17 protein-coding genes are annotated in these 18,389 nt (G+C 65.0%); 3 read left to right on the forward strand and 14 right to left on the reverse strand.

From position 1 onward, the window contains the following. Positions 1-145: 145 nt before the first annotated feature. Positions 146-1,066: a LysR family transcriptional regulator gene (locus tag ACGTNG_RS17580; protein ID WP_394797790.1), complete on the forward strand. Its 921-nt coding sequence runs from the start codon at positions 146-148 to the stop codon at positions 1,064-1,066. Positions 1,067-1,140: 74 nt separating this feature from the next. Here the strand turns inward: ACGTNG_RS17580 and ACGTNG_RS17585 are convergent, their stop codons facing one another. The 14 genes from ACGTNG_RS17585 to ACGTNG_RS17650 all read right to left on the reverse strand — a co-directional run bounded on the left by ACGTNG_RS17585 (position 1,141) and on the right by ACGTNG_RS17650 (position 16,739). Continuing rightward, entirely contained in the window at positions 1,141-2,553 is a 1,413-nt protein-coding gene (locus ACGTNG_RS17585; RefSeq protein WP_394797791.1) for an amidase, read from the reverse strand. A gap of 7 nt (positions 2,554-2,560) precedes the next feature. Continuing rightward, a complete protein-coding gene (locus ACGTNG_RS17590; protein ID WP_394797792.1) occupies positions 2,561-3,844 on the reverse strand; it encodes a Zn-dependent hydrolase in 1,284 nt (427 codons plus the stop codon). A 27-nt stretch (positions 3,845-3,871) separates the two neighbouring features. Further along, on the reverse strand, positions 3,872-4,567 hold the full coding sequence (locus tag ACGTNG_RS17595; protein ID WP_394797793.1) for an ABC transporter ATP-binding protein: 696 nt from the start codon (positions 4,565-4,567) through the stop codon (positions 3,872-3,874). Next, a complete protein-coding gene (locus ACGTNG_RS17600) occupies positions 4,567-5,325 on the reverse strand; it encodes an ABC transporter ATP-binding protein (protein ID WP_394797794.1) in 759 nt (252 codons plus the stop codon). The genes ACGTNG_RS17595 and ACGTNG_RS17600 overlap by 1 nt, the downstream gene beginning before the upstream one ends. 1 nt (position 5,326) lies before the next feature. Continuing rightward, on the reverse strand, positions 5,327-6,367 hold the full coding sequence (locus ACGTNG_RS17605; RefSeq protein ID WP_394797795.1) for a branched-chain amino acid ABC transporter permease: 1,041 nt from the start codon (positions 6,365-6,367) through the stop codon (positions 5,327-5,329). Between the two features lies 1 nt (position 6,368). Then, a complete protein-coding gene (locus tag ACGTNG_RS17610) occupies positions 6,369-7,229 on the reverse strand; it encodes a branched-chain amino acid ABC transporter permease (protein ID WP_394797796.1) in 861 nt (286 codons plus the stop codon). Between the two features lie 48 nt (positions 7,230-7,277). Continuing rightward, on the reverse strand, positions 7,278-8,480 hold the full coding sequence (locus ACGTNG_RS17615) for an ABC transporter substrate-binding protein (protein ID WP_394797797.1): 1,203 nt from the start codon (positions 8,478-8,480) through the stop codon (positions 7,278-7,280). Between the two features lie 104 nt (positions 8,481-8,584). Next, positions 8,585-9,367: a FadR/GntR family transcriptional regulator gene (locus ACGTNG_RS17620; RefSeq protein WP_394797798.1), complete on the reverse strand. Its 783-nt coding sequence runs from the start codon at positions 9,365-9,367 to the stop codon at positions 8,585-8,587. A 323-nt stretch (positions 9,368-9,690) separates the two neighbouring features. Then, complete coding sequence (locus ACGTNG_RS17625; RefSeq protein WP_394797799.1) at positions 9,691-10,077, reverse strand: RidA family protein; 387 nt, start codon at positions 10,075-10,077, stop codon at positions 9,691-9,693. Between the two features lie 27 nt (positions 10,078-10,104). After that, entirely contained in the window at positions 10,105-10,872 is a 768-nt protein-coding gene (locus tag ACGTNG_RS17630; RefSeq protein WP_394797800.1) for a DUF3726 domain-containing protein, read from the reverse strand. Next, positions 10,869-12,620 carry a hypothetical protein gene (locus ACGTNG_RS17635; RefSeq protein ID WP_394797801.1) on the reverse strand — a complete coding sequence of 584 codons (1,752 nt, stop codon included), beginning with the start codon at positions 12,618-12,620 and terminating at the stop codon, positions 10,869-10,871. The genes ACGTNG_RS17630 and ACGTNG_RS17635 overlap by 4 nt, the downstream gene beginning before the upstream one ends. After that, a complete protein-coding gene (locus ACGTNG_RS17640) occupies positions 12,613-14,202 on the reverse strand; it encodes a BCCT family transporter (protein ID WP_394797802.1) in 1,590 nt (529 codons plus the stop codon). Before ACGTNG_RS17640 ends, ACGTNG_RS17635 begins: the two co-directional genes overlap by 8 nt. A 64-nt stretch (positions 14,203-14,266) precedes the next feature. Further along, entirely contained in the window at positions 14,267-15,274 is a 1,008-nt protein-coding gene (locus ACGTNG_RS17645) for a dipeptidase (protein ID WP_394797803.1), read from the reverse strand. A gap of 22 nt (positions 15,275-15,296) precedes the next feature. Then, positions 15,297-16,739, reverse strand: coding sequence for an aldehyde dehydrogenase family protein (locus tag ACGTNG_RS17650; RefSeq protein ID WP_394797804.1), 1,443 nt, complete (start codon positions 16,737-16,739; stop codon positions 15,297-15,299). A gap of 112 nt (positions 16,740-16,851) precedes the next feature. Between ACGTNG_RS17650 and ACGTNG_RS17655 the strand changes: the two genes are divergently transcribed. After that, a complete protein-coding gene (locus tag ACGTNG_RS17655; RefSeq protein ID WP_394797865.1) occupies positions 16,852-17,745 on the forward strand; it encodes a LysR family transcriptional regulator in 894 nt (297 codons plus the stop codon). Positions 17,746-17,892: 147 nt separating this feature from the next. After that, positions 17,893-18,345 carry a universal stress protein gene (locus tag ACGTNG_RS17660; protein ID WP_394797805.1) on the forward strand — a complete coding sequence of 151 codons (453 nt, stop codon included), beginning with the start codon at positions 17,893-17,895 and terminating at the stop codon, positions 18,343-18,345. Positions 18,346-18,389 lie beyond the last annotated feature (44 nt).

Consider the following 18,389-nt stretch of genomic DNA (forward strand, 5'->3'; position numbering starts at 1 on the left):
TGTTGGCGGCTGTGTAGGATCAGCTTGGCCCGGCGCCGGGCTAAGTTAAATCTAGGCTTATTTAATTTCATGTAAGCGTGGAGTTAACTTATGGTCCTTCCCGGAATAGGCTGCGGGAGACACATCACCGCGAGAGGAAGAGACCATGGCACGTCGCAAGGAGGCCCTGACGGGACAGCTCAGCGATGCGGACCTGCGGCTGCTGCGGATCTATCGCAAGGTCGTGGAGTGCGGCGGCTTCTCCGCCGCCGAGGTGGAACTCAACATCAGCCGCGCCGCCATCAGCATGGCGATGAACGACCTGGAGACGCGCCTGGCCCTGCGGCTGTGCCAGCGGGGCCGCAGCGGTTTCGCGCTGACCGACGAGGGTGCCGAGGTCTATGAGGCCACGCTGCAGCTGCTGGCGGCGACGGAGGGGTTTCGCACCCGCGTCAATAGCCTCCACGCCTGGCTCAAGGGCGAGCTGAACATCGGCATCACCGACAACCTGGTGACCATGCCGGAGATGCACATCACCGACGCGCTCAGCGCGCTGAAGGTGCGCGGTCCGGACGTGCGCATCAATATCCGCATGATCCCGCCCCATGACATCGAGCTCGGCGTGCTGGATGGTCGCCTGCACACCGGCGTGGTACCGGCGATCAAGACCCTGCCCGGGCTGCACTACCTCTCGCTCTACGAGGAGACGTCGCAGCTCTACTGCGCGCAGGGACATCCGCTGTTCGACGCCGAGACCGTGACGGAGGCGCAACTGGCGAGCAGCGATGCCGTGACGCCGGCCTATGCCCAGAGTCCTGAGATCAAGGCCCAGCACGAATCGCTCACGGCCACCGCCTCGGCCACGGATCGCGAGGGCATCGCCTTCCTGATCCTCTCCGGCCGCTATGTCGGCTATCTGCCGACGCACTTTGCCGAGCGCTGGGTGCGCGACGGCAGGATGCGCGCGCTGAGGCCAGACACCTGTCGCTACGTCACCCGCTACAGCGCCATCACCCGCAAGGGGGCCCCGCCCAACCTGGTGCTGGAGAGCTATCTCGAGGAGCTCGGGCTGCGGGTGGAAGTCTGAGTCTCGCCGCATACACTCGCTTGCCGGCCTGCCGGGACTGGGCGGCGGTTCGGGCCTCGCGGCGGTGGCGATCTTCAGTTGGCGGGGGGCTGCAGCCTCGGCAGGTGCGCTTCCAGCAGCCTGGCGGCCTGCATCACCTTGAGGTCTTGGTACTTTGGCCCGACCAGATGAATCCCCACCGGGAGCCCCTGATGATCCAGGCCGCAGGGTAGAGAGGCGGCCGGCTGTTGGGTGAGATTGAACGGGTAGCTGAATGGCGTCCAGTCCATCCAGTCCTGAAAAGCCCCCCCTGGCGGGACATTGTGACCGGCCTCGAACGGACTGATCGGCATGGTGGGGGTGATCAACAGGTCGTAACGCTGGTGGAACTGCGCCATGTGCGCCGTGAGGCGTTCACGCTCCCGGCAGGCCGTCAGGTAATCGCGCATCGAGATGTCCATTCCACGATGGGCAATGTCCAGAAAGCCAGGGTCGAGCCTGGCCTGCTGTTCCTCATCCAGGCGTTCCAGCATCTGTGAGGCACCGGCGAACCACAGGGTGTTGAACGTGCCCAGTGGATTGTCGAAGCCTGGATCCACCTCGTCGACAGTGGCCCCAAGCTCCCTCAGCAGCCCCACACCCCTCTCGACGTTTGCGGTGATATCCGGCGCGACCTGTACATAGCCTAGATCCCGACTGAAGGCGATTCTCCACCCTTTCAGGTTCGGTGGTGGAGGGGTCAGCCAGTCGAACCGTCGCGGATTGCCGAGATAGCCATCTCGGGCATCCGCTTGAGCCAGGACATTGAGCATCAGGGCGCTGTCCTCGGCGGAGCGCGTGATGGGGCCCAGGTGGGAGAGGGTGCTCATGGCACTGGCGGGCCACTGGGGCACCCACCCGAAAGTGGGCTTGATACCGAAGGTGCCGGTGAAACTACAGGGAATACGGATCGAGCCGCCGGCATCGCTGCCCTGGTGCAACAGCCCTAAGTTCAGGGCCGCTGCCGCTGCCGCGCCTCCCGAGGATCCGCCGGGGGTGAGGCGCGCATCCCAGGGATTGCGCGTGATGCCATGCAGCGGATTGTCGGTCACTCCCTTCCAGCCGAACTCCGGTGAGGTGGTCTTGCCGATCAAGACCGCGCCGGCGTCGCGGAGATGCTGGCTGATCGGAGCATCGACCTCGCATGCCGCCTCTGCCGGGCTGGTCATTGAGCCCATCCGGGTCGGCATGCCACGGGTCAGGGTCAGATCCTTGATGGTGGTGGGGATCCCGTCCAGGGGGCCGCAGGGGGCCCCGGCCAGCCAGCGAGCCTCCGAGGCTCTTGCGGCCTCGAGTGCTTGCTCCGTTGCTACATGAGAAAAGGCGTTCACTCTGGGATTGTCACGCTGAATGCGGGACAGGCAGTCCTCGACCAAGGTGATTGGCGAAAGCGCCTGGCGACGGAAGAGTGCCAACGCTTCGCTAGCGGTGAGGGAGGCCAGTTCGCTCGACGAGAAGGAGGCTGTCATGGTCTGCTCACTCCTGCTCGGCGTCGATGACCTGGGCGAATTCCAGCATGGCATGCAGCAGCACGTTGCAGCCGCTATGCAGGTCCTCCGGTGTGGCGTTCTCGATCTCGTTGTGACTGATCCCGTTCTCGCACGGCACGAAGATCATTGCCGCGGGCGCTACACGGCCGAGGAAGATGGCGTCATGGCCAGCACCGCTGACGATATCCATGTGAGCGCAGTTCAACTGCTGCGCGGCGTTGCGTACCGCACGCACACAGTGTGGATCGAACGATTCCGGTGCGAAATCGGCGGTGGGTGTCAGTTCGGCGACCAGTCCATGGCGGGTGCTGATTTCCTCGACGGCCGAGCCGAGCTCGGCGACCATCTCATCCAATGCTTCCGGGTCTAGGTGACGCAGGTCGATGGACATGGCGACCTCGCCGGGGATGACGTTGCGTGAGCCCGGATGCAGCTTCATGGACCCTACCGTGCCGCGGCCATGGGGCTGTCGGGCATTGGCGATGCGATTGATCGCCTGGGTCACTTCTGCCGCCCCCATCATGGCATCCTTGCGCAGTGGCATGGGGGTGGGGCCGGCGTGCGCTTCCACGCCTGTCAGGGTCAGGTCGAACCACTTCTGGCCCAAGGCCCCGATCACGACACCGATGGTAGTGCCGGTATCTTCCAGAATCGGGCCCTGCTCGATATGGGCCTCGAAATAGGCACCGATGTCATCGGTTCCCACGACGTCGTCGCCCCGGTAGCCAATGGCCTCCAGCGCGTCTCCCGCCGTCACCCCCTCGCCATCGGTCTTGCCGAGCATCTCCTCCAGCTTCAGCTGACCGGCAAATACGCCGGATCCCATCATGCATGGCGGGAAGCGACAGCCTTCCTCGTTGGTCCAGACCACTACCTCGATCGGGGCCCTGGTCTGGATGTCGTGCTGGTTGAGGGTGCGGATCACTTCGAGACCTGCCAGGACACCGAAGCAACCATCATATTTCCCTCCGGTTGGCTGGGTATCGATATGACTGCCGGTCATGACGGCAGGTCTCTCTGGGTTCTGGCCCGGACGGCGGGCGAAGATGTTGCCGATAGCATCGATGCGGATCGTGCACCCTTCGGCGCGACACCAGTCGATGAATACGTCGCGGGCCTGGCGGTCCAGTTCGGTCATGGCCTGGCGGTTGACTCCTCCCTTGGGCGTGGCGCCAAGCTGTGCAAGGTCCATCAGTGCCGTCCAGAGACGTTGCCGGTCGGTGTGCAGGCCGGTGATGGAGGGAGTGGCCATGTCGTTGACTTGAGTCATGGGGTATTCCTTATTGTTGTTTGTCCGTCAGGCGCTGAGGGCCAGGTAGCGGTCTCGGATCGAGGGGTCGGCCTGAAAGTCATCGGCACTGCCGTGGTAGACAACCTGTCCTTGCTCGAGAATGTAGTGGCGATCTGCCACGGCCTCGCAGACCCGAAGATTCTGCTCCACGAGCAGCACGGGGAGGCCTTCCTTGCGAATGGCTGCCAGGATCTTGACGATCTCGTCGATGATGACCGGAGCCAGACCCTCGGTCGGTTCATCCAGCAGGAGTATCCGGGGATCGTTCAGCAGTGCCCTGGCGATTGCCAGCATCTGCTGTTCCCCACCGGACAGGGCATTGCCCGAGTTACGCCGCCGCTCCTTGAGTCGGGGGAACCACTGGTAGATGTCCTCCAACTGCCAGCGACTACCCCTGCGCACCGATATCTTCAGGTTTTCCTCGACGGTCAGGATGCTGAAGATGCCTCGGTGTTCGGGCACCAGTGCCACCCCCCGACGAGCAATGTGGAAAGGCTGTTGTCCCGTGACGTCGTGGCCCTCGAAGGTGATATGCCCCCGTCGGGTGTCCACCAGGCCCATGATGCTTTTCAGCGTGGTGGTCTTCCCTGCGCCGTTACGCCCCAGCAGCGTGACCAGTTCGCCGGCATCGACGTGCAAGGACACACCCTCGAGCACGTGACTCTTGCCGTAGTAGCTGTGGATATTGTCGAGTTCGAGCATCAGGCGGCCTCCCCTAGATAGGCTTCTCTCACGCGCTGGTCCTGACGCACCGTTTCCGGCGCACCTTCGACCAGTACCTGACCGCGGTTCATGACCGTGATGATGTCGCTGATCGACATGACAATGCTCATGTTGTGTTCGATCAGCAGGATGCTGTGATCCTTGCCTAGTTCGCCGATCAGACGGGTCATGGCAGGAATGTCATCGATGCCCATGCCTGACGTGGGCTCATCCAGCAGCAGCAGCCTAGGGCGCGCGCAGATGGCCATGCCGACTTCCAGAATGCGCTGCTGGCCATGAGACAGCTCACCCGCCGGGATAGCGGCGCGATCGGATAGCCCCAGTCGTTCCAGTATCTCGTTGGCCGTCTGGATGTGCTGCTGGCGGGCATTCAAGCGTTGCCAGAAATTGAGGGCGCGCCAGCCATCCACCCCTTGTGCCGCCAGGCGCAGGTTTTCCAGAACACTGAGTTCCTGGAACAGGCTGGTGATCTGAAAGGAACGGGCCATGCCCAGGGCGACCCTGCCATGGGCCGGTTGGCGGGTGATGTCCTCGCCCTGGAGCAGGATGCGACCACTGGTCGGGCGTCGCTCTCCCGTCAGGCAATGAAAGAGGCTGGTCTTGCCGGCGCCGTTTGGACCGATGACGGTATGGATGGTCCCGGGCTTGATGCACAGGTTGACCCCGTTTACCGCCTTGAAGGCGCCGTAGGCGAGTTCAAGCTGCTGGGTCTCGAGCAGGGGCTTAGTGGTTTCCATTTCAAGCCTCCTCGTCGTGCGGTTTGGAGGAGTTGCGAGACTCCCGATTCAGCAGGGAGTGCAGCCCTCCCCAGAGGCCGCCGCGCATGAAGATCACCACGCCGATCAGCGCCACGCCGAGGAGCAGCATCCAGCGCGGCCAGATGGAGGACAGGATGTCGCCGAGCAGCACGATACTTCCGGCGCCCAGCAGTGAGCCGAACAACGAACCTGTGCCGCCGATGATGGTCATGATCAGGATCTGCTCGGACATCAGGAGCTCGATGTTCGATAGCGGAACGAAGTTGAGCAGCATTCCGTAGAGTGCTCCGGCGACTGCGGTGATGGCACCTGACAGGACGAACACCATGATCTTGAACAAGCGAGTGTCGTACCCCAGGGCGGAAGCACGCGATTCGTTCTCGCGGATCGCCAGCAGGGTGCTGCCGAAAGGGGAGTCCGTGATCCTGCGAGCGATGATATAGATGGCGGCGAAGATCACGGACACCAGGCCATAGAAAGCCAGGGGCGAGGCGAAGCTCATCAGCGTCATCTCGCCAAGGGCCAGCGGTGGGCGAGGGACGCCCAGCAGGCCGTTGTCGCCGCCGGTCCAGTCGCTGAGCGTGTAGGCAAGGAAGTACGCCATCTGCGTCAGGGCGAGGGTCAGCATCACGAAGTAGATGCCCTTGCGGCGAATGCACAGCATGCCCACCAGCATGGCGAGGACGCTGCCGACGACCAGAGCAACGATCAGCGCACCGACCAATCCGAAGTTCCAGTGAATCATGGACAGGGCACTGGCATACGCACCGGCACCGAAGAAGATCGCCTGACCGAACGAGAGCAGGCCGGTATAGCCGAGCAGCAGGTTACAGGCCAGGGCGGCCATGGCGAAGATCAGGATCTCCGTGGCCAGCGTGGCGGAGGGCAGCGCGATGGGCAGGGCGATCAACACGGCGAACATGGCCAGAGTCGTGCCCGAGGCACGACGGTTCTTGCCGAGCCGGGCGAGCAGGCCGGTATTCGAGGAGGTGGGGGGTGTCACGGCTGTCTTGGTGTTCATGTCAGGCTCTCCCGAAGAGTCCGTAGGGGCGCAGCAGGATGACCACCGCCATCGCGGCATAGATCATCAGGCTGGCGCCTTGGGGCCAGATGGTGGTCATCAGGCTCTGCACCACCCCTACCAGCAGGCCGGCGACAAGGGCGCCGGAAAAGGAGCCCATGCCCCCGATCACGACCACGACGAAGGCCAGGCCGAGCACTTCCGGGCCGATGAAGGGGTGTGCCCCCCGCAGCGGGGCCGACAGTACGCCGGCCAAGCCCGCCAGACCCACGCCCAGGGCGAAGGTGATGGAGAACAGCCGAAATATGTTGGATCCCAGCAGGGACACCATCTCGGTGGATTCGCTGCCGGCTCTTACCAGAGCACCAAACCGGGTGCGTTCCAGCAGCAACCAGAGCAGGACGGCGACGGTGGCGCTAAAGGCGATCAGGAAGAGGCGATAGATGGGGTAGGCGAAGTCTCCGAAGCGCACTACCCCTTGGAGCAGTTCCGGCGTGGGAATGCTCTTGCCGACTGGCCCCCAGATCATGATCGACAGTTCCTGGATGATCAGGGCAATGCCGAGAGTGACCAGGATCTGAAAGGTGTGCGGCAAGTGGTAGATGCGCTGGATGAGGCTGCGTTCCAATGCCCAGGCCAGCATGGCCACCAGTAGCGGCCCGGCGATCAGGGCGAGCCAGAAGTTGCCGGTCAGGGTGACCAGGGTGTAGCACAGGTAAGAGCCCAGCAAGAAGAAGGCACCGTGCGCGAAGTTAACGAAGTTGAGAAGCCCGAAGATGAGGGTCAGCCCCACCGAAATGAGGAAATAGATCATCCCCAGGCCCAGGCCATTGAGGACCTGGAACAGATAGACATTGAGCATGGTCACGTCTCCTGGTGGGCCGGGGCATTGAACGCCCCGGCACCCGGGTCAGAGTTGGCAGGCGGAATCGTCGCTGCTGGCGAACGAGCGTCCTGAACTGATCACGTCGGCGTAATCATCCGGGTCGTTCATCTCGCTTTCGGCCTTGCCCTGCAGGAGGTAGTAGTCCTTGATCACCTGGTGATCGGCTGCCCGGATGGTCTCTTCACCCGTTGGACCCTGGTAGGTCAAGCCTTCCAGCGCCTCCAGGAGTGCCGGACCCTCGGTGGCACCGGAGGCATCCACGGCCTCCAGCATCACTCTCGTCATGATGTAGTCGGCGGCCAGCGGGTAGTTGGGGGTGATATCGAATTTCGCCTTGACGGACTCGACGAGCTCTCGATTGAGAGGCGTATCCACTTCATGCCAGTACTGCGCCCCGAAATAGATGCCGTCGACGTTATCCGCGCCCAGCTCCTGGAACTGTTCCAGGCCGGCCGACCAGACCATGACGATGTCCATCTGCTCGTTCAGGCCGAAGTTGCGAGCCTGGCGAAGTGCGTTGGAAGACTGTGAGCCAAAGTTGAGCAAGACCAGCACATCGGGTGAGGAGGACATGGCATTGGTCAGATAGCCGGAAAACTCCTGCTCCTGGAGAGAGTGATAGCTATTGCCGACGTGCTCGAGACCATGCTCCTCGAAGACATCCTTGGCATTCTGGAGCAGGGCTTCCCCGAAGACATACTCGGGAGTGATGGTGTACCAACGCTTGGCGTCGGGCATCTTGTCGATCAGCGGCTCTAGTGTCTCCCGGATCGCCCCATAGGTGGGGACCGACCAGCGGAAAGTGGAGGCATTGCATTCACTGCCAGTCAGCTCGTCGGCTCCGGCAGGGGTCATGAAGACACCGCCGACATTGTTGACCTCCTTGCCGACTGCAAGCGCTGTCGACGACAGCGTCGCCCCGTTGAATAGCCTTGCGCCATCCTGATTGATGGCTTCCTGAACCTTGCGGATAGCCCGTCCCGCATTGCCTTCGGTATCCAGCGTCGTGTAGGTGATCTGGCGTCCGAGGCTGTCACTCATCTCCTCGATGGCCAGTTCGGAGCCCATCTCGGCGTACTTGCCATAACTCGCGAAGGCGCCGGAGAGTGACTTGACACCATAGAAGTCGATAGGGGATTGCTCCTGAGCCATCAATGGCGCAGTAAGAAGGCTGCAGGAAACAAGCGTTGTTGCCGCGATAGAGGTCGGTTTGATACGCACAGACATTATTGTTCCTCATTCTGGTTTTTACCCAGTGCCATTCGGCGCTATGGTTTTTTGTGGCTGGCGTTTTGGTCGTATTTTGTTGTTATTGGTTTCTTGCGGTGGCGTTAGTGGGGTTCGCTCTCCTTGAGTGAGTCGGGGGAAACGAGAAACTGCTTGGCCATTTCCCCTTCCAGGGCTGACATGTGGTGTTCGGCATCGCACATGTGTTCATGCATCAGTTCACGAACACGCCTTCGGTCCTTGTGCTCGAAAGCATCCAGCAGGGCGATGTGATAACGAATATTCGCCTCGTCGAATACATGACGATCTGGCTTGTAGGCTTTCTTGATCACCACGAGGTCGCGTAGGAGGTCATTCAGGAACTGACTGATGAATCTCAGCAAAGGATTCCGACAGTATTCGGCAAGGACATTATGAAACTCGAGTTCCAGGATGCGGTGCTGACGCTGGCTGAGTTCATCATTGTGTGGGTGCTGACACTGCTCGATATTCTCGCGAAGGCGGTTCATCGCGGTGTCATCAAGCTCGTCGATCACGGAGTCGGCTATCTCGACCTCGACCATTCTCCGTAACTGGTAGACTTGACTGCCGTCTATGTTCTGGAAATGCAGGAAGTTGCGTAAGGCATTCGAGGCTGGCTCGATGGTGACTTCCTGAATGATGGCCCCTCCGCCGGGCCCGGTCTTGAGTTTGACAAGTCCCTCGACCTCCAGGACTCGCAGCGCCTCACGGATCGTGCCTTTAGCGCACTCATACCGTTCCATCAGCGCCTTCTCGTTGGGCAGTCGGTCACCCGGTGCCAGGTTGTCCATCACGATCCAGTGCTTGATGTCTTCGCAGATCAGGTCGGCAAGTTTCTGGCGCTTGGTTGTTCTGGGGATCGACACGGGCGAGCGCCTCGGTTGATTTATTCGAATAAATATAATGATTAGTCGAGGCCTTTCTCCCCGTCAAGTAGAAACCCGACGCTGCCGAGCGAAGCCATCCAGGGTTGATGTGTTAAAACCCTGAAATATTAGATGGTTATGGGTTTGGGTGACGAAGCTTCTGACGCAGAATTAGCTGTGATCGATGCGCAGTGGCGGGCCCGTGGAGGGTATGCGAGGGGGGCGATGCGGCCTTCGGGGACCTTGGTAGATGGCACGTTGACATGAAAGCATGCGGGGGAGGCTCATCGAGCCTCCCCCGCATGCAGTTCGACGAAGCCGCCTCAGGACGCGGCGGCGTCCACGGCCGCGTAGGCCACCATCTCGACCCGCATCTCTTCCCGGGCGAAGCCGGAGACGATGATGGCGGCGCGGTTGGGGTAGGGCTCGCGCACGTACTCGGCATAGACCTGGTTGACCGTGGCCAGGTCCTCGCGGGCGGTGACGTAGATCAGCACCTGGGTCAGGGCCTCCACGCCGGCGCCGGCCTGCTCCAGGGTGTGGACGAGGTTGTCCAGGGTCTGGCGGGTCTGGGCCTCGATGCCGCCCGCCACCACCTGGCCGTCGGCGCCGATGGGGATCTGGGCGGTGAACAGGATGCCGTTACCGACGACGGCCCATTCCAGGGGCGCCTTGGAGGCGAAGAGGTCGGTGCTTACGGGGTGAATCATGTCGTGGGTCTCGTCTCAGTCTCAGGGTCAGTCGTTGTCGTTGGTGCCGGCGCCGGCCCCTTCCCGGGAGGTCTCGGTGGCCTCCACCAGCATGCGGGTGGCGAGGTGCTTGAGGCGCTCCCAGACGGCCTCGTCGACCTCGATGCCCTCGGCCAGGGACCGGTGGCGGCAGGCCAGCAGGTCGGATTCGTTGTGGCGGGCGAGCAGGTCGTAGCGGTAGTCCGAGCGCATCGCCGGCAGCAGGTCGACGTGGTTGGCCATCACCAGGGTGATGCCGTCGTTGGGCTCGTTCTCCTCCGGGACTTCCTTCACCGCATAGACGCGGATCTCGGGGACCGAGCTGTTGGCCTGGAAGCCGACGACCTGCTCGGTCGGCGGATGCTCGGCGTTGCGCCAGAAGGCGGTGACGTTCATGCCGCGCCCGGCGAGTCGCGCCAGGTAGCCCATGATCAGCTGGCGGTTGTGGCAGTGGCGGATCTTGATCACCGAGAGGCCGCGCGCGCGAGCCTTGGCGAAGCCGAGTTCGAGCGCCAGGGTGGAGCTTCGCAGCACGCTCTGGCCGTGGCCGTCGACCACCGCCAGGTCGCCGTCCTGGTAGAGCACGCTGGGCAGCTCGTCGGGGTCGTCCGTGAGCAGGAAGTCCAGGCCGCGGTTGAGGGCGGCGAGGCCCCCCAGGCCGAAGCACTGCATCCAGGCGACCATGTCGGCGGCGTCGGCCGCGTCGCCTTCCTCGAAGCCCATGCCGATGAACGCCTTGCGGCACAGGCCCTGCAGCTCGTTGTAGGACGCCTTCATGATGTCTCTCCTACCTCTTGTCGTTGTGCGTGCATGATCCCCTCGGGCTCCAGCGGGAAGCTCCAGTCGTCGACCTCGGCCTGGTCCCGGGGCTCGGCGTTGAGCTCCTCGACCAGGGGCGCGCCCTGGAAGAGGGTGATGCGCACCCAGCGGTCGGACTTGGGATCGAAGCGCCCGGCGCCGAAGAACGACAGCTTGGTGCGCAGCAGGTGCATGGGCTTCATGTCGCGGTGCCAGAGGTTGGCGCGGATCTCGCCGTAGGGCGTCTCGGCCATGGTCTGGATGCGCCGCACGATGTCCTTGTGGCGCGGGTGGGCGATCAAAAACTCCACCACCAGGGCGCGGGGGTTGGCCTCGAGGAACTCGGAGAGCACGCCGTGGGTGTGGTGGACCCGCGGCGCGATGGCCAGCGACAGCTCCTTCTCGGCCCCCGGCTCGACGCCGCGCACGCCGAGCCGCGGCTCCTCCTTCTCGGCGGAGCGGTACCAGAACCAGTAGCGCGCCTCGGGCGCCTCGAAGTCCTCGGCCAGCGCCCAGTCGTAGTGGGTCTCGATCAGCTGCTTCAAGCGCACCAGCGGCATGTCCGGGGTCAGCTCGAGGCGCTCCTCGGTGCCCATCTGGTCTTCCAGCGGGTCGACCTGCTCGGGATAGAGCTCGATCAGCAGGGTGTTGACCAGCTCCTGGGCCTCCAGCGGCAGGGTGCGCGCGCTCCAGGCCACCAGCTGGGGCCACAGGGTCTCCTCCAGCGGCACCTCCTCGAGCCAGGCGATCACCTCGGGCAGCGCCGCGACCACGGCGGCATTGCGCTCACCCTGCTCGGCGTCCTCGGTGACCGTCTGGTCGAGGTGGCGCATGGCGCGATGGGTCAGTGCGATCAGCCGCTGGCGCCGCTCCTCGTCGGGCACCTGGCCGAGCACCAGGGCCAGGGCGGTCTCCCGGCAGGTCACCCACTGCTGGATCAGCTGGGGGTGGTTGATCAGGAAGGGCGCCATGCCAAGCCCGGTGGAGTTGCCGATGCCCAGGTAGCGGCGCAGCTCGGTGGTCAGGGGCACCGCACGCTCGGGCGCCTGGCAGCGGGCGATGTGCTCCACCTGCTCGATGGAGAAGTGGCGCAGCAGGTAGACCGCCAGCATCTGGGCCGAGAAGGGGCGGTGGAAGTCGGGGTTGTCCTGCAGGCGCACGAAGTCGGCGATGCCGAACTTGCCGTTGCCGTAGACCGCCGTGGTCCGGTAGAGGTAGCCGACCCGGGTCAGCCAGGCGGGATCGGGCTGCTCGCCGCTGGAGAGCGCCTCCACGAAGTGGGCGAAGTTGCGCAGGCTGCGGTTGGCCCGGGAGAGCACCAGCAGCCGCGGGTGCTGGCGGCCGGCCTCCTGCAGCGGCACGTTGGCGGCCATCTGCTCGAGCAGGGCGTCGTCGACGTCGCCCTCGACCACCCCGAAGGTCACGTCCCAGGCCTGGGCGATCACCCGGTCGGAGCGCTGATCGTCGGCCAGCTGCTGGGAGAAGATCACCCCGTGATAGCGGCCCTGGGGCGTCTGCAGGCGATAGATGGCGACGCCGTGCCCCTGCTCGTCCAGGTCGAAGCGCGCGGTGCTGATCTGCCAGCGCTGGCGCGCCATCTGGCGGACCAGGCTGCGCACGAAGCTCAGGCGGCTGGCCGGCAGGCTGCCCAGCCGCTCGAGGTCCATGACCTCGCCGGCGCCGCGCAGCGGCACCGTGCCGGCGATCGGGTAGCGGTACTCAAGCATCGTGGGTCTCCGAGGAGCGGCGGGCGAGCAGCCCCTGCTCGCGGGCCATGGCGTAGGCGGCCTGGGGGCCGGTCCACAGCGAGGGCAGCAGTACCAGCGACACCGGAATGGCGGTGATGACGATGAACTGCTGCAGCACGCTGATCTGGCCGGCGCCCATGTAGAGCAGGATGCCGGCCATGATGGCCATGGCGATGCCCCAGAAGGCGCGAATCAGCGAGCTGGGACGATCGTGGCCGGAGCCCACCACGGCGATGGCGTAGCTCATGGAGTCGCCGGTGGTGGCGACGAAGATGGTGGTCAGTACCAGGATCGCCACGGCCATCAGGGTGCCGCCGGGCAGCGCCTGCGCCACGGTGAGGGTGGCCACGTCGAACTGGAAGTTGTTGAGCGCCTCGGTGAGGTCGATCACCCCGGTCAGCTGGTAGTGGATCCCCGAGCCGCCGAGCAGCGTGAACCAGATGGTGGTGGCGACCGGCGCCAGCACGGCCACGGCCAGGATCATCTGGCGTATCGAGCGCCCCCGCGAGATGCGCGCCACGAAGATCGCCATCAGCGGCCCGTAGCCGATGAACCAGGCGAAGAAGAACACCGTCCACCACTGCATCCACCAGGCGGGCGCGGTCTCGGCGGTCATGGTGGCCATCGAGAAGAACGAGGTCAGGTAGGTGCCGAAGCCCTGGGTGAAGGCGTTGGTCAGAAACAGCGTCGGGCCGAAGACGAAGATCACCGCGGCGATGGCCAGCGCCAGGAAGACGTTGAAGCGGCTCAGTATCTGGATGCCCCGGTGGATGCCGGTCACCGCCGAGGTGACGTAGACCACGGCCAGGGCGACGAGGATGGCGAGCTGGGTGCCATAGCCCTCGGAGATCCCGAACAGCTCATGCAGGCCGAAGCTGACCTGGGTGGCCAAAAAGCCGATGGGCCCCACGGTGCCGGCGACCACGGCGATCACGCACAGGGCGTCGATCACGCCGCCGACGGGCCCCTGGATGATCCGCTCGCCGAGGATCGGCGTGAGCAGGGTGCGCGGCTGCAGCGGCTGGCCCTTGTCGTAGTGGGCGTGGGCCAGCACCACCGCGGTCAGCGAGCCGAGTACCGCCCAGGCCAGGAAGCCCCAGTGCATGAACGACTGCGCGAGGGCCCCGGCCACGGCGTCGACCGTGCCGGCCTCGCTGTCGAAGGCCGGCGGGGTGACCACGAAGTGATAGACCGGCTCACCGGCGGCGAAGAAGACGCCGCCACCGGCCAGCAGGGTGCACATGATGATCGACAGCCACTTGAAGGTGCTGATCTCCGGCGTGGCGAGGTTGCCGACCCGCGCGTTGGCGGCGGGGGTTAAGGCCACGCCGATGCCGATGAAGAAGGTCAGCAGCAGCAGTAGCTGGAAGTAGGAACCGAGGGTGGCGGCGGTCCAGGCGAAGCCGGCGCCGATGACCTCGGCCACCCCGTCGATGTCGTAGAGCGACAGGGCGATGAACAGAAGGATGAAGCCGACGCTGAGCACCAGGACGACGGGATCGCCCAGGCGGTGCTCGCGCCGCGTCGGCGTAGCGGAGTGAGTGGCGTTGTGTTGTGTCATGTCGGTGGCCTTTGCAGTGGGCCCCTGAGGGGCCCTTGTTATTGTCCCGAAGCGTGCGTCGATGTCAGGCGGCGGCCTCCTCGGTGCGGGCCGGCGTGGCGGCCCGCTCCAGCAGCTCGACCCAGTTCTGGCCCATGATCCGCGCGATGGATGCCTCGTCGAAGCCGCGCTGGCGGAGTCCCGCGACCAGGTTGGGGAAGTCGCGGCTGTCGCGCAGCCAGGCGAGCGGCCGCGGCCAGCCGGCGTTAGCCTGGCTGCCCTCGCCGTAGTCCATCTCCTTGGACCAGCGACCGTTACGCATCCACTCCAGCACCGAGGTCGGCTGCGCCTGGCACAGGTCGGTGCCGATGCCGACATGCTCGATGCCCATCAGGTCGGCGGTGCGGGCGATCATGTCGCAGTAGTCTTCGAGGCTGCAGTCGGGCCCGTTCTTCAGGTGGAAGGGGTAGGCGGAGAAGCCCAGCAGGCCGCCGGACTCGGCAATCGCCTCGAGCACCCTGTCCGATTTGTTGCGCCTGGCCGGATGGAAGGAGGCCGGGTTGGCGTGCGAGATGATCACCGGCCGCTCGGAGAGCTCCACGGCCTCCAGGGTCGAGCGCTCGGCGCTGTGCGACATGTCGATGACCATGCCCACGCGGTTCATCTCGCGGATCACCTGGCGACCGAAGCGGGTGATGCCGCTGTCCTCGGCCTCGTAGCAGCCGCAGGCCAGCAGGCTCTGGTTATTGTAGGTCAGCTGCATGATCAGCAGCCCCAGGTCGCGCATCACCGCGACCATGTCGATGTCGTCCTCGATGGGCGAGCAGTTCTGGGCGCCCAGGAAGATCCCCACCTTGCCGGCCTGGCGGGCGCGCTCGATGTCGCCCGCCTCCTTCACCGGCATGATCAGGTCGCCATGGGCCTCGAAGCGGCGATTCCACTCGCCCAGGCGGGTCAGGGTCTCGCGGATGTTCTCGTGATAGACGAGGGTGGCGTGGACGGCATCGACGCCGCCCTCGCGCATCTGTTCGAAGATCTCCCGCGACCAGTTGGAGTACTGCAGGCCGTCGACGATCAGCAGCTCTTTTGACATGACGCTCTCCTCGGGCCTCGGCTCAGCCGGCCTTCACGTAGCAGGTCTTGACCACGGTGTAGAACTCTCGGGCGTAGCGGCCCTGCTCACGAGGGCCGAAGCTGGAGTCCTTGCGGCCGCCGAAGGGCACGTGATAGTCGGTGCCGGCGGTGGCCAGGTTGACCATCACGCAGCCGGTCTCGGCGCGGGCCTTGAAGTCGCTGGCGAGCTTCAGGGAGTCGGTGATGATGCCGGCGGTGAGGCCGAAGTTGGTGTCGTTGAGGGTGGCCACGGCCTCCTCGTAGTCGCGCACCTTGATCACGCAGGCGATCGGCCCGAAGACCTCCTCGCGGTTGATGGCCATGGCGTTGGTGGTGTCGACGAACAGCGTCGGGGCCATGTAGAAGCCGTCGGTGTCGCGGGTGAGGCGCTCGCCGCCGAAGGCCAGGGTGGCGCCGTCGGCGCGGGCGCGCTCGATCCAGGCCAGGTTGGACTCCAGCTGGCGGCCATCCACGGCGGGGCCGATGTGCACGCCCTCTTCCAGGGCGTGGCCGACGCGGATGGTCTCGAGCTTCTTGATCAGCTTCTCGACGAAGGCGTCGTGCACGGCCTCGGTGACGATCAGGCGCGAGGAGGCGGTGCACTTCTGGCCGGTGCCGGAGTAGGCGCCGGCGAAGGCGGCCTCCACGGCCAGGTCCAGGTCGGCGTCGTCGGCGACGATCAGGGCGTTCTTGGAGCCCATCTCCAGCTGGCACTTGACCAGGTTGCCGGCGGTGGCGGCGGCCACGCGGCGGCCCACGTCCAGCGAGCCGGTGAAGCTCAGGGCGTGGATGTCGGGGCTCGAGATGAGCGCATCGCCGACGCTGGCGCCTGGGCCCATCAGCAGGTTGAAGGTGCCGGCAGGCAGCGCCTGGCGGCTGATGATCTCGGTCAGCGCCCAGGCGCTGGCCGGCACCAGGTTGGCCGGCTTGAAGATCACGGCGTTGCCGAAGGCCAGCGCCGGGGCGATCTTCCACACCGCGGTGGCCATGGGGAAGTTCCAGGGGCTGATGATGCCCACCACGCCGACCGGCTCGCGGCGCGTGTCGACCTCGACGCCCGGGCGCACGGAGTCGACCCGCTCGTCGATCTGGCGCAGCACCTCGGCGGCGTAGTAGTGGAAGAACTGCCCGGAGCGATAGACTTCGCCCACGCCCTCGGCCAGGGCCTTGCCCTCTTCGCGGGCCAGCAGCCGGCCGAGCTCGTCCTTGCGGGCGATCAGCTCGTCGCCGATGGCCATCAGCACACCGTAACGCTGCTCGAGGCCGCTATGACGCCACTCGTTAACGCCGCGCCGCGCCGCGGCGATGGCCACGCCGACCTGGTCGACGCCGGCCTGGGCGTAGTGGCCGATCACGTCGCTGGTGTCGGACGGATTGACGTTGGCGATGCTGTCCTGGCCTTCGACCCAGCTGCCATCGATGTAGAGGGAGTGAACGTGTGACATGGAAACCTCCTTGGTGACGTTGCCGTCATCCTAGGTGAGCGTCCAAGATAAGCATAATCAATAAAAAAGATCCGATGATCAGGTTTTCTTACCATGAGGAGGGGAGGTGGCCATGCTGCCGGAGCTCAAGATTCAACCGCTGCGCTGCGTGCTGGCCATCGTCGACGAGGGGGGCTTCCACGCCGCGGCGCGTCAGCTGCACCGCACCCAGCCGGCGGTCTCCATGGCGGTGCGCGAACTGGAGCAGCGGCTGGGCGAGCCACTGTTCGAGAAGGGCGGCAAGGCGGCCCTCACGCCCTTCGGCCGCTACTGTGTCCCGCGCTTCCGCGAGCTGATCACCCAGCACGACCGGCTGAGCCGCGAACTCTGGGCGCAGGTGCAGAAACAGGCGGGGCACGTGGACATGGCCGCGGTGCCGTCGGTGGCCAGCCGGCTGATGCCGCGGCTGCTCAGCGACTTCATCCTGCGCTATCCCGACCTCAAGGTGAGCCTGCAGGACGGCAGCGCGGACTTCGTCAGGCGCTTGGTGGCCGGCGGGGAGGTCGAGCTGGGGCTCACCAGCCTGTGGCGGGAGGAGGACGAGCTCTCCTTCACGCCGCTGATGCACGACGATGTCGGCGTGGTGTGCCGGGACGATCATCCCCTGGCCGCGCGTGCCGAGCTGGGCTGGGAGGCGCTGCAGGGCCAGGTGCTGATCCGCAACGGTACCTCGCGGCTCCTGGAGGGCACCGAGGCCGAGCCGCTGCTGGCTGAGAGCGCCTTCGACATCTCCAACATGATCTCGCTGACCGCCATGCTGGTGGCGGGGATCGGCATCACCACCCTGCCGCGGCTGGCCTTTCCCCAGGAGTACGAGCGGCTGCGCTTCATCCCGCTGGTGGACCCGATGGTGGAGCGCGAGCTGGGCCTGCTGCGCCCCGCCCAGCGCAGCCTCTCCCCGGCGGCCCAGGCCATGGAGGCCTTCGTCATCGAGTCGCTTCGCGCCGAGGCCTTCGCCATCCCCTGACGAACAGGCCTTCCTCGCAACGGGTTTGGCCGGCCAGCCGAGCGCGCCTTATATATCGGTATTTGCCGAAATGTGGGTAGCGTCTAGTCTTGAGAGTAAAGGGCCGGTCGCGGCCCACCTCCCACCCGCACAGGACCGAGACCCGCCATGTATACCTCAATCCTTGTCCCGCTCGATGGTTCCTCCCATGCCGAGAAGGCGCTCACCGTGGCGGCCCAGCTGGCCCGCGGTGCGGGGGCGACCCTGCATCTGATGACCGTGGCCGAGTTTCCGCCCGACAACATTGGCCTGTTCACCGGCGGCACCGCCGAGCCGTTCTCCGAGGAGGATCGCGAGAAGCTGGCCGCCGGCATGAAGGACGAGGCGCGCAAGGTCATCGACCAGGCCCGGAGCGCGGTCGACCTCGAGGGCATTGAGGTCGAGGAAGTGGTGCGCCAGGGGCGTCCGGCCGAGTGCATCAACGAGGCGGCCGAGTCCCTCGACGTCGATGCCATCATCATGGGCAGCCGCGGCGTCAGCGACATGCGCGGCATGGTCTTCGGCAGCGTCTCCCACAAGGTCAGTCATACCGCCGGCTGCAGCGTGATCACCGTGACCTGATCGGGTCCGCTGATTGGAGCGATTTCCAGGGCACTCTTCCGGGG

It is taken from the genome of Halomonas sp. B23F22_3 (assembly GCF_043496965.1).
In the GTDB taxonomy this organism is placed as follows: domain Bacteria; phylum Pseudomonadota; class Gammaproteobacteria; order Pseudomonadales; family Halomonadaceae; genus Halomonas.